Here is an 11,579-nt window from a genome sequence, read left to right as displayed (position 1 = left end):
AATTACTATACCAAATCTAAAACTATGAAGACTTATTTTTATAGAAATGTGGGTTTTTACGAATTCCTTTTTTGAATACTTTGCGAAGCAGCATCCTTAAATTAGCATCCAAATCCAAAATAATATTAGTGAAAGTATCTTCTGGTCGGCCTCTAAATTTGGTGACATGAAAGCGATCACTGTTGTTTAAGGGGTCATCGCTAAAATAATAATTTGAGATACAGCAGCGGCTACTGTCTATAGTAACTTCGTTTACCGAATGCCATGATCTATCGTGTGTTGCCATGACTATAAGTCGGTTAAATTTACTTTCGAGTAATTGAGGTGCCTTTTTGGGACCATTTGGCCACAGTTCTAGATGTCCACCGTTTTTAGTTTCCCATTCTGGAGTAACATAGTATAGTAAATTCATCACTCGCCAACGCTCCCGCTCTGCATCATGCGAATTATCTAAATGCGGATGAAGGTAATTGTTTTTGGCCATTAGTGAAATTCCGCCAGCATACAGAGATTCGTCTGCGTAGAGTGCTTCAATATTACAAATCTCACCAATTAGTTCAACAACTTTTTTGTCTTGAAAGGCATAGATGACGCTTTCTAAAAGTTCATGATGCTTATCCATTTGTGCAGAAACATGTTTGTATTCTCTTAAGCTTTTAAGAGTATGCATTTCTGATTTATCTGGAAACACCTCAAAACACTTTTTGGCAATGTCAACCGGAAGCAAATCGTCTATATAGAAAAAGCCTATTTGATCTTTTGAAGCTTGGTAAGCCACCTTTATATCTTGTTGCTTAAGCTTTAGTTTATTGTAAATAAGTTCTGCTATTTCCTGTCTCTTGAACCCAGACATACCTTCCATTGTTTTGATACTGCAATGTACGTTTTTAATTAGTATTTAATTTCTGTATTTTTTCCTGTTTACAACTATATTTGACTCTATATTTACATTTCTGAAGAAAACTATAGTGCTATTTTTGAAAAATTTTGAAGAGATACTTGAGCATGGCTAAGACATAAAACACTGGCTTAAGCAAAATAAAACTTTGCGTTGTTTTTAATTGGATTTCTTCCTTATACATTGACCAACTATAGTTTTTAGATAAGCCTTCAGCACCGCAAAAAGAAATAACATCGTCTATCATTTTCGCCTTCTTCTTCTTTCTAAACAACTTCAAGTTTACATCATAATCTGAAAGAATTTTGTATTTTAAATTGTAACGCATTTCATTAAAAACAGAACGCTTATAAAAGACACCTTGATGATGAACTGAATTTGTAACCCATAAATTAAATGACCATTTAGTTTTACGTACGCCATGATCTTTATTAAGATAACGAGAAGCTTTACTCTCACAATCGTATTTGATACTTCCTATGATTAGCTCTATATTTTTATCGATTGGTTTTTGAAAAACAGAATCTAAGACATTGGTCTCAAAAAATTGATCATCACTACCCATAAAATAAAGCCATGAACCTTGAGCTTGTTCTATTCCTTTGTTCATAGCATCATAAACACCTTCATCCTTTTCAGTTTTCCAAAAAAAAGGAGGTTTCAATGTTTGTAATAACTGCTTTGTATCATCTGTTGATTGCCCATCAATTATCAAAATCTCATAATTTTTAAAAGATTGATTTTTAATACTTAAAACACATGTTTTTAATTGCTCATATGAGTTATAGGTAGGAACGATAATGGAAAGTAGTGGATTGATAATTGGTTTTTTATGATTATGTTATTAAACAACTTCAATTGTATGGAGTTTTATATCTTTACAATTGTTGTCACTCATGAATGTCAAATCTACAAAATAGTAATGAAACCTTACTTTTCTATAGTTATACCACTTTACAATAAGGAAAGGCATATTAAAACCACCATAAATAGTGTCTTAGCTCAAAAATTTATAGATTTTGAGCTCATTGTTGTTGATGATGGATCTACAGACCATAGTGCAGAACTTGTGAAGTCTATTGATGACTCGAGATTACAACTCTATACTATCGATAACCAAGGTGTATCACATGCTAGAAACTTTGGAATAGATAAGGCGAATTCTGAATTCATTTGTTTTTTGGATGCTGATGATATTTGGCATAGTCATCATTTGGAAAATATTAAGCATATGGTTGACCTCTTTCCTAAAAGCGGCATGTATTGCACAGCTTATGACAAAAAAATAAATGGCACACATTACAAATGCCATTATCATTCTATTTCTGAACCAGATTTCTTGGACATATTAGAGGACTATTTTAAAGCTAGCTATGTAGATTCGATAGCTAACAGTTCTGGTATTATGATTCCTAAAATGATTTTTAAAGCATTAGGTGGTTTTAATGAACAACTTGATTCTGGAGAAGACACAGATGTGTGGATTAGAATTGCATTAGATTATGATATCTGCTTTTATAACAACATAAGTGTTACTATAAACCATGATTCAGACAATAGAATTTCAGAAAAACATATTCTAAATCGAAAAGTCATGGATTTAGATAAATTTGAGATATTCACAAAGGATCATACCTCATTGAAAAAATATCTAGATATCAATAGGTTTTCATTAGGAATGCAATGTAAACTTACAGGAGAGCTCGAATTGGCAAAAAACTACTTAGATAAAATTAATCTTCAAAACATAAATTCCAAACAAAAATTTTTAAAGAGGAGTCCAAGACTAATTTTAATCCTTTCAAAGCAAATTCAGAATATATTACGAAAACTGAATATCAATTTAAGTTCGTTTAGATAGTAAGAACTCATCATAGTCTCGAATATAGTCGGATTCTTCAAAAACATCTGAAGCAAGGACTAAACAAACAGCCCCAGAAGAAAAATTACTCAGCTCTCGCCAAATACCTGTATCAATTAAAAGTCCTTTATTGGGCTTGTTAAGCATGACTGTTTCTTTAGATTGACCATCATCAAGTAACACATCGAAACTTCCGCTTAAGGCAACTAAAACCTCTTTCTGATCTTTGTGTGCATGCCCTCCTCGAAACGCATTACTCGGAATATCATACAAGTAGTACACTCGCTTTATATCGAAAGGAATTAAATCTTTCTCGATGACCGAAAGATTGCCTCTTACATCATCAATTTTTGGAATATCAAAAAGTTTTGTTTTACTCATGTATTACACTCATTTATAATTTTTGCAATAGATTATGCCACTGTTGTGCTATTGATTTTGAATCAAATTGTTTCACACTATCACTGGCATTCTCCGAACAGTATTTTAATAATTCATGATCTGATATCAATCTGTTCATCCCTTCAGCTAAAGCCTTAGAATTATGATTTTCTACCAATAACCCATTATGCTCATTAGTAATCACTTCACTAGGTCCAGACTCACAGTCAACCGATAATACTGGTATCCCCAAAGATAAGGTTTCAGGAATAACCATAGGAAACCCTTCAAATCTACTACTTAAAACTACAAACTTAGCAGCTTTCACAAAAGGATATGGATTCTTCGTATACGCTTTAAATATAACATAGTCTGAAATAGTCTGATCGAAAACATATTGCTTTAAATCCGCTTTGTCTGGTCCATCGCCTAAGATAACTAATCTGATATTTTTCCCAGGTAGTTTTGAAGCTTTGTAGGCATCCAACAATAACCCAATATTCTTTTGATATGCATCCAATCGTCCATAGAACAAAATAAAATCTCCTTCTGGTAATTCTATCTCAGTTTCAGATTTTAATCTAATATCCTCAAAATCAAAACCGTTATAAATGGTTTCGACATTTTTCAACTTGTATAAGGATTGAAACTTAGACTTAATAGCTTTGGAAACCGCTGTCATTTGCACGTTTTGATAGATGAGTTTATTAAGCCATTTTGTTTTTGGAAATGTTAATGAAGTCTCATGACTATGAATCACATATACAGTTTTGACAGTATATAGAAACTTAGAAATCATCAACTCTTTTAAGCCTTCAATTCGTGTTCTATTATCGATAATAACATCAAATTTATGATTCTTAATGTATGCTCTTAACGCTAAAAAGCGTTCGATCTGGTTTTTTGAAGAATTACTATTGTTTTTTAATTTACCCAGGTCAAGAAGGGTTCCGTTGTAATCAAAATCAATTTCTGAAATCACTGTCACGATATGAACTTCATAATCGAGTTCGCTCAGCATTTTAGATAATTGAGCCGATGATCGCTCTGCTCCTCCTTTGGCGAGTGAAGTAGAAATTATACAAACTTTTTTATGCTTATTTTTATGCATTAATTACGCATTTTAAGCAAATGTACTAATATAAATGAAGATTCTTTTAATTGGCGAATACAGTAGGTTACACAACTCTTTAAAAGAAGGGTTAATTGCACTTGGCCATGAGGTAACCCTGGTTGGTAATGGTGATGGGTTTAAAAATTATCCAGTCGATATTAAAATCAATTCTAAATACGAAAAAGGAATATCTAGAACCCTAAAAAGAATCATTTATAAGCTTTTTAAAACAGACCTAAATTCATTGTCTATACAAAAACAATTTGAGGCACTTAAGCCTCATTTAGTTGATTATGATGTGGTTCAAATTGTTAATGAACGTGTATTTAGTACAGTTGCAAGTATTGAAAAAAAGCTTTTAGAGTTTATCTTTCAGAATAATAAAAATGTCTTTCTTTTATCCTGTGGTTGTGATTTTCCAAGTGTAAAATATGCGTATGACAAAAAGTTTAAATACTCAATTTTAACGCCTTTTTTTGAAAATAAAGTCTCTAAAAAAGAGTTTAGTCAGGTGTTCCTATATCTTGAAGAATCTCATATCAATTTACATCATTTCATCTATGAGAATATTCAGGGCGTAATTTCTTCAGATTTAGATTACCATCTGCCTCTAAAAGATCATCCAAAATATTTAGGCCTTATCCCAAACCCAATAAATACGGATCGTATTGGATATGAAGACCATATTATTTCTGATAAAATTATCATTTTCCATGGTATCAATACCGAAAATTATCACAAAAAAGGTAATGATATTTTTGAGCAGGCATTAGAAGGTATTCAAGAAAAATATAAGGATAACGTTGAAGTTATCACCACTAGAAATATTCCATATCAAGATTATTTAAAGCATTATAAAAAGGCACATATTATATTAGACATGGTTTATGCTTACGACCAAGGTTATAATGCATTAGAGGCTATGGCTGCAGGTAAGGTCGTTTTTACTGGAGCGGAACAAGAATGGTTAGACTATTATGGTCTGAAAAAAAATAGTGTTGCCATTAATGCCGAAACTAATGCTAAAAGTATTGCTACACAATTAGAATGGTTAATTAATAACCCAGAACAAATCCATGCAATTTCAAAAAATGCTAGACGTTTTATAGAAGAAAGGCATAATTATGTTAATATTGCTCAAGAATATTTTGACCTTTGGACAAAAAGAACCCCACAAAATTGAACGTATTAGATGATTTCAGATAAAGCAACTATTGGAAAAAATGTACAGATAGGCTCGTATTGTGTTATTGAAGATGATGTCGTCATAGGAGATAATACGGTTATTAAGAACTACGTAGAGTTAAGAAAAGGCACTGTAGTTGGCAAGAATTGTTTAATCGATTCTAGAGTAAGCTCCTCTGGAGATTGTGTTATTGGTGACCATGTTGTTGTCCGTTATGATAGTATATTGGCAAGAGGGTTAAAAATAGGAGATCACAGTTATGTCTGTCCAAGAGTAATGACCAACAACTTAAATACTAACATGGAACAAATAGGTGGTGCTCATATTGGAAAAAATGTATTTATAGGAACAAACTGTGTGATTCAACACGGTATTACTATAGGCGACAATTGTATCTTAGGCGCATTATCGTATGTGAATAAAAACATTCCAAGTGATGAAATATGGTTTGGCAATCCTGCTAAGTTTCAAAGGAAGATTTAAAGCTTCACACGTTTGTAAAACATTAACTTCTCTTTTTCAGATTCCCAATCTCTTACGTAATCTCTTTTTATTAATTTGGCTGGAACGCCTCCTAATAGAATTTCACTACCCAAATCTGTATAATCTTTATTACACAAACTATTAGAGGCAATCACACAATTATCAGGTGTTTTTGTATTAGCCATAATCGAAACTCGATTAGAAACCGCATTATAATTTCCCAATTCGATTGGTCCCGAAATTGGATATGCTTCTCTTGTTTTACTATTAATCATTGGGTGAGAATTGGTATCTATCAATTGAGATTCGTAACCAATGCCTGCCCAATTTCCAATAACGATACGATTGGTACATAACAATTTCACATCTGACCCTAAACATCCCATAAAACCAAACTCGCAATAGGCATCTTTTTGAACACTTAAGAAGACATCTTTTCCAAAATGTGCATGCCCTTTAAACACCAAGGTCCCATTAAGAATAATTTCAGCAATCCCTTTTGCTTTGGACATTTGCTCAAATTTCTGACCAAAACCAATCATTGCTCTTTTTAAAGGCGCATCTATTTTGACCGTTCCGTTTAAGCTTGAAAATTTAACTTTTCCGTAGAAATAAAAAGGTAATATTTTAGCTTGTTCAAACGGCAACATCTTAAAATTGAAACGCAAGGTTTTGTACCAATTAATTGATAAGGCAAATTTTATTTTGTTTAATACCGTTCTAATCAATGCTTAAATAGATTATTTATTGTTCTTGTTTTTATTAAAAAATCGCTTCCATAAACCCTGAAAGTTAACTCTTTTGTTTAATTGATGATACGAATACGCCATTGAAACTATAATTAATAGGCTGCAAACGATATATTTATATAATTCATCATTTATAAAAGTAGCACCAAAGGCCGCTAATGACAAACACAATAAAATGATAAAAATTGTCCATACCTCAGTATTAAGCTGCACTTTATAAAACTTAAACGTGATGATTTTTAAACCAGTAAAATGGATGATATAATATATGAGATAGCTAATTCCTAAACCTTCCAAACCATAAAAATAATAGCCTAAAATATTTAGCGTTAGCATTAGAGTACTAAAAAATGTAGCCGTTTTAATAAATAGCTTAGAATCACCTTTTGCTAAAATCACATATCCCATTGACCAAGATAATGTTTTAAACAATATGCCCAAAATTGCCCACGACAAGAAGCCTATAATCACTAGAAATTCTTTTGAATATAATAACTTCACTATGATGGGTAAAAATGATAAAAACCCAATAACTAGAGGTCCAATAAGTAATATGCCTATAACCGCTTGCTGACTAACAGTTGCATTAATTTTTTCTTCGGAATGAATGATTTCTGACAACTTTGGGAAATAATCGGTTTGCATCGCATTAAATACCATGCCTACATACGAGTTGATAATCATAAAACCTGCAATGTAATAACCAACCACATCGATACCGCCTGCTTTACTGAGATACAACTGAAATATATAAGCTGCGATTAAAGTGATTGAACCTCTTAAGCTTAACATCAAACCTAAATTCAACATGGTCTTAGCTTGTTTGTAAGCTTCTTTATTACTTAGTTTTAATGCTTTAAATTTTAGCTTATTAGAGTAAAACCAGCTCACTATTAAACTTACAAAAGACGATAAAATAATGACTGGCACTATGGCATCTAGTCTGAAGACATAATACAAAGGAAGACTTACTAGCAGTCCTATAAAATTCCCGAGAAGATTAGCTTTTGCTAATAATTTAAGTTTTCTAAACCCTTGTAGTATTGCTAACTGCCCTGCAGTTAACTGATTAAATAACAGTGATAAGGACACCCAGATAAAAGCGATGGTATACTCATAGTTATGAAATGCAAACTGACTCAATAAAGGAGAAAGTACGATTGTTGCAATAACACCTAACAAACCTGTAAACCAGACTACTTTTCTAATCGTGGCTACCACTAAATGCGCATCATTCTCATCATCTTTGTTCTTAGACAATGCTATTTCTCTTACTGCTGTTGTATCAAGGCCTAATCGCGTTACTTCACTTACAACACTTAATGCAGACGACAAAAGACCTATGATTCCCATTCCTGTAGGACCAACCCAAATAGCAATAACTTTAGAACGCACTACAGAAATCAAAATATTAAAAACCTGTACAGCTCCAAAAAGTGAAGTCGATTTTAAAATACTCGTATAGTTGCTATGTTGTTTAGACATTAAACTGGATATCTATTTAAGGTTTTTTGGAATCTTTAGAAATAATCCCAAAAAGAGACGTCCCAAAAATAAGCAACACAATGCCATAATGCATTAAATAACTAATAAAATGTCCAATTACGGCCCCCTTAACTCCAAACATATCAATAAAATAGACACTAGAGAAGTACAGCATTACTACTAAGAAGACTTCAATAATAATGAAATGGGCAAACATTTTTTTAGCTAGGAACTGATAGGCTATAACAAGGGTTAACACCTTAACAAAGTCGCCTAAAAGCTGCCAAAAGAATAAATCTTGTACGGGTTTAAATTCATCGGAAAAGATAAGTGGTACAATAAATGGCTTTAAAAAATAAAGTAATACCAAGCCTAAACCAAAAATGGGCATTACCGATTTATAAAATCCAAACACCTCTTTTCTAAATTCGGCTTTACTATCAATCTCGCTAAATCTTGGTACAAGATATAAGGTAATGATTGAAGTGATAAACATTAAGTAGTAATCAGAAATCCGATTCATCGCCTCCCAATATCCAGCTTCTTTTAGTCCAACTTCGGAAATGATATAATTTCTAATACAAATAGATATTATGGGTAAGGCAATAGCTGTTACAAGCGCCATTGCAGCATATGGACCAAACGTTTTTAACATATCAAAACTAATATGATCGGTTTTGATATAGGTCATTAAATTTCGTCGGTTAATGATACCAACTAAAGTAATCAAAAATATAAGCGAAGGTGCAACTACTGCAGCTATTAAGGCACCATCAATATTGTTTTCATAAATTAAAAGCAAGGTCACCAACAGTCCTAAAATCTGACCAATAATGTTGATAATGAGCAACATTTTATAGTTAGAAAACCCATTCATTATAGAAAAGCTCATCATGTTTAAAGCATAGAAGGGCAATGCCAGAGCCATAATCTCTATGATATAGGCATATTTAAAATTTGAAGAAAAGAGCAAATCATTAATAAACTCGGCATTGTAATAGCATAAAAAGGAGACCAAAACTGTTGAAAAAAAGCAGAGGTAGTATGCTGTAGAAAGGGTCTGACTTAATTTTACACTATCATTTTTAACCTTGGCGATAGTTTTAACCACACCGTTATAAAAACCTAGTATAGAAACCGATTGTGCTGCACTTAAAAAATTTCGGAGGTTACCAATAAGAGCCATGCCCTCTACCCCAATAAAAATAGCGATAGCTTTTGATGTTAAAATTCCTGCTATAATTTTGGTAACAATAGTTGCAGAGTTTAAATGTGCAACCTTAAATAATACATTAGTATTAATGTACTTTATAAAGCTCTTCAATTAATAAAGGTTTAGGGCATTAATAATTGTTTCAATCTCATCATTAGTCATAACAGGACTCAAAGGTATACTTACCACAGTGTCGTGAATGGCTTCTGTAATAGGCAAATATAAAGATTTATATGGCAACAGTGCTTTTTGATGGTGTGGCGCCACTGGATAATGAATTAAATACCCAATGCCATTCTTCTCAAGATAGGATATAAAATGAGCTCTATCGGCTACTCTAATAACAAATACATGAAACACATGATTATCTGTAAAATCATAGAAAGGCAACTTAATTTTCGGATTATCAATCTCGCTCAAGTAGCGCTTTGCTATACCTTTTCTTATGGCATTATCACTATCAAGAACATTGAGCTTTATGTTAAGGAACACGGCTTGTAACTCATCTAATCGACTATTGATTCCAATCTTTTCGTTGCTATATTTTTTTGAGCTTCCGTAGTTATGTAATATTTTTATACAAGCGGCTAATTCATCATCATTTGTCGTGACAGCTCCAGCATCACCGAGAGCACCAAGATTTTTGGTTGGATAAAAACTAAAACCTGCTGCATCAGATAAGTTTCCTGCTTTTTTTTCTTCAGAAGATAACGTTGCACCATGCGCTTGTGCGGCATCTTCAATTACAAGCAAGTTATGTTTTTTAGCTATCGTATTTATAGCAAGCATATCTGCCAATTGCCCATATAAATGAACAACTAAAATGGCTTTAGTTTTCGATGTGAGGTGTTTTTCAATCTCTGAAGGTGAGATATTGAATGTGTCTTCATTTGGCTCTACAAAAACAGGTTTTAAACCTGAGTTGATTATCGACAACATCGTTGCGATATAGGTATTTGCTGGAACCAGAACTTCATCACCAGGCTTTAACTTCCCAAGCTCGATATAGGCTTTAAAAATCAGGAATAACGCGTCTAATCCATTGGCGACACCAATACAATGTTTTGTACCACAGTATTTGGCAAAATTCTGCTCAAAGCGCTCTACTTCGGCACCTTTAATGTAGTATCCTGAGTTTAAAAACGTTTTAAACTGAGAGGAAAATTCATCTTCAAACCTCGCATTGATTTTATTTAAGTCTAAAAATTTAATCATAGCATTACATCATCTAATAACTTATAATTTTCCGTTCGTACCAGATAAAAGTCTTGAGTAACGGTTCTTGCACCAAATCCTTCTTTCCAATATTGCAATCCTTCATTCACATTTTTACCACTATTTTCGTTTGATATTCCAAAATCAAAATACATTTTATGTTTAAATACGTTTTCTATTAAATGAGTATGCAGAAAGTCTAAACTTCCTAATGTGTTTTTATCACTGTTTCCAGAAATATATTGTGAATGCGCTACATATTCTGTTTCAAAAATAGTAGTGCCTGCAACGATATTTTCATCCTTATAGACATTGAATTGCCTTATACGGTTTGGGAATTTTTCTTTTAACAATGTTATTTCATTCAAAGAATGAACTGGATTAGCTTGGTGTTTCTCTTGAAGGTTGACTTTTAAAACCACGTTCCAAAATGCATCAAAATCTTGAACTTCTTTGATTACCAAATTATTCTTCAAACCTCGTTTATAGCCTTCAACTCTATCTTTAGAACGTTTTGGTCGATTATTTAATTTTAAAACTGCCAACGCATCTCTTCTAATCAATTCTGCTTTAGTCAAAAACATTAAATACGATAATTCATCACTAGGTTGACCAACATAAATTGGAGGGATTAGTTTAACATTAATTGAACTTATATCATGATCATATAGAAACTTTAGCACAACTCTTAATACATTCAAAGTATCCCTAAACTTTATATTTGAATCCAATAATAGACCTCCGTATGTGAGCCCTTGATGAGAAAACACTTCATTATCAACTTTGTTTGCTGGTAGTAAAGCAACCAATTTTTCATTTTTATATATCATCAACGAAAAATCATTAAAACGATCTTGGTGATAATCCATGAACCCTCTTTGAAATAAGAATGTCGCATTTTTTGAATAAGACACGAAACTATTCCATTCTTGCTCTTTATTAGGATGATATATTTCTACTTTAAAAATAAGATTACATTTTAAATTAATTATGC

12 protein-coding genes are annotated in these 11,579 nt (G+C 32.4%); 3 read left to right on the top strand and 9 right to left on the bottom strand.

Going from position 1 to position 11,579, the window contains the following annotated elements; all coding sequences use genetic code 11:
* Window positions 1-22 precede the first annotated feature (22 nt).
* Together V7719_RS17185 and V7719_RS17180 are read right to left on the bottom strand one after the other, a co-directional pair.
* The gene (locus V7719_RS17185) at window positions 23-853 is read right to left on the bottom strand and encodes a 2OG-Fe(II) oxygenase (protein ID WP_335731183.1); all 831 of its coding nucleotides are present in this window, start codon (window positions 851-853) and stop codon (window positions 23-25) included.
* A gap of 118 nt (window positions 854-971) precedes the next feature.
* A complete protein-coding gene (locus V7719_RS17180) occupies window positions 972-1,697 on the bottom strand; it encodes a glycosyltransferase (RefSeq protein ID WP_335731207.1) in 726 nt (241 codons plus the stop codon).
* A 123-nt stretch (window positions 1,698-1,820) separates the two neighbouring features.
* On the opposite strand from V7719_RS17180, the gene V7719_RS17175 reads away from it, so the two are divergent.
* The gene (locus V7719_RS17175) at window positions 1,821-2,759 is read left to right on the top strand and encodes a glycosyltransferase family 2 protein (protein WP_335731182.1); all 939 of its coding nucleotides are present in this window, start codon (window positions 1,821-1,823) and stop codon (window positions 2,757-2,759) included.
* Here V7719_RS17175 and V7719_RS17170 read toward each other — a convergent pair.
* Window positions 2,742-3,140: a sugar 3,4-ketoisomerase gene (locus V7719_RS17170; protein ID WP_335731181.1), complete on the bottom strand. Its 399-nt coding sequence runs from the start codon at window positions 3,138-3,140 to the stop codon at window positions 2,742-2,744. The two genes, V7719_RS17175 and V7719_RS17170, sit on opposite strands and share 18 nt — an antisense overlap.
* A 13-nt stretch (window positions 3,141-3,153) precedes the next feature.
* Window positions 3,154-4,251, bottom strand: a complete 1,098-nt coding sequence (locus V7719_RS17165) for a glycosyltransferase (protein ID WP_335731180.1) — start codon at window positions 4,249-4,251, stop codon at window positions 3,154-3,156.
* A gap of 34 nt (window positions 4,252-4,285) precedes the next feature.
* Here V7719_RS17165 and V7719_RS17160 point away from each other — a divergent pair, with 34 nt between their 5' ends.
* Together V7719_RS17160 and V7719_RS17155 are read left to right on the top strand one after the other, a co-directional pair.
* Window positions 4,286-5,437: a glycosyltransferase gene (locus tag V7719_RS17160; RefSeq protein ID WP_335731179.1), complete on the top strand. Its 1,152-nt coding sequence runs from the start codon at window positions 4,286-4,288 to the stop codon at window positions 5,435-5,437.
* Between the two features lie 9 nt (window positions 5,438-5,446).
* Window positions 5,447-5,923, top strand: coding sequence for an acyltransferase (locus V7719_RS17155; RefSeq protein WP_335731178.1), 477 nt, complete (start codon window positions 5,447-5,449; stop codon window positions 5,921-5,923).
* Here V7719_RS17155 and V7719_RS17150 read toward each other — a convergent pair.
* Genes V7719_RS17150 through V7719_RS17130 form a run of 5 tightly spaced genes read right to left on the bottom strand, consistent with a single transcriptional unit; the run spans window position 5,920 to window position 11,454 of the window.
* Window positions 5,920-6,651, bottom strand: coding sequence for an acyltransferase (locus V7719_RS17150; RefSeq protein ID WP_335731177.1), 732 nt, complete (start codon window positions 6,649-6,651; stop codon window positions 5,920-5,922). The two genes, V7719_RS17155 and V7719_RS17150, sit on opposite strands and share 4 nt — an antisense overlap.
* 12 nt (window positions 6,652-6,663) lie before the next feature.
* Entirely contained in the window at window positions 6,664-8,157 is a 1,494-nt protein-coding gene (locus tag V7719_RS17145; protein WP_335731176.1) for an oligosaccharide flippase family protein, read from the bottom strand.
* A 16-nt stretch (window positions 8,158-8,173) separates the two neighbouring features.
* Complete coding sequence (locus tag V7719_RS17140; protein ID WP_335731175.1) at window positions 8,174-9,481, bottom strand: O-antigen translocase; 1,308 nt, start codon at window positions 9,479-9,481, stop codon at window positions 8,174-8,176.
* Entirely contained in the window at window positions 9,482-10,585 is a 1,104-nt protein-coding gene (locus V7719_RS17135) for a DegT/DnrJ/EryC1/StrS family aminotransferase (RefSeq protein ID WP_335731174.1), read from the bottom strand. It lies immediately after the preceding gene.
* Window positions 10,582-11,454, bottom strand: a complete 873-nt coding sequence (locus V7719_RS17130; protein ID WP_335731173.1) for a GNAT family N-acetyltransferase — start codon at window positions 11,452-11,454, stop codon at window positions 10,582-10,584. Before V7719_RS17130 ends, V7719_RS17135 begins: the two co-directional genes overlap by 4 nt.
* Window positions 11,455-11,579 lie beyond the last annotated feature (125 nt).

Source organism: Psychroserpens sp. (genome assembly GCF_036960315.1).
Taxonomy (GTDB): domain Bacteria; phylum Bacteroidota; class Bacteroidia; order Flavobacteriales; family Flavobacteriaceae; genus Psychroserpens.
Note: the sequence above shows the minus strand (reverse complement) of the source record. Positions and strands in the feature narration are given on the sequence as shown.

Coding starts and splice junctions, on each gene's coding strand:
- V7719_RS17145 (WP_335731176.1), bottom strand. CDS start 8,157: ATGTCTAAACAACATAGCAACTATACGAGTATTTTAAAATCGACTTCA.
- V7719_RS17175 (WP_335731182.1), top strand. CDS start 1,821: ATGAAACCTTACTTTTCTATAGTTATACCACTTTACAATAAGGAAAGG.
- V7719_RS17165 (WP_335731180.1), bottom strand. CDS start 4,251: ATGCATAAAAATAAGCATAAAAAAGTTTGTATAATTTCTACTTCACTC.
- V7719_RS17155 (WP_335731178.1), top strand. CDS start 5,447: ATGATTTCAGATAAAGCAACTATTGGAAAAAATGTACAGATAGGCTCG.
- V7719_RS17130 (WP_335731173.1), bottom strand. CDS start 11,454: ATGGATTATCACCAAGATCGTTTTAATGATTTTTCGTTGATGATATAT.
- V7719_RS17170 (WP_335731181.1), bottom strand. CDS start 3,140: ATGAGTAAAACAAAACTTTTTGATATTCCAAAAATTGATGATGTAAGA.
- V7719_RS17135 (WP_335731174.1), bottom strand. CDS start 10,585: ATGATTAAATTTTTAGACTTAAATAAAATCAATGCGAGGTTTGAAGAT.
- V7719_RS17160 (WP_335731179.1), top strand. CDS start 4,286: ATGAAGATTCTTTTAATTGGCGAATACAGTAGGTTACACAACTCTTTA.
- V7719_RS17185 (WP_335731183.1), bottom strand. CDS start 853: ATGTCTGGGTTCAAGAGACAGGAAATAGCAGAACTTATTTACAATAAA.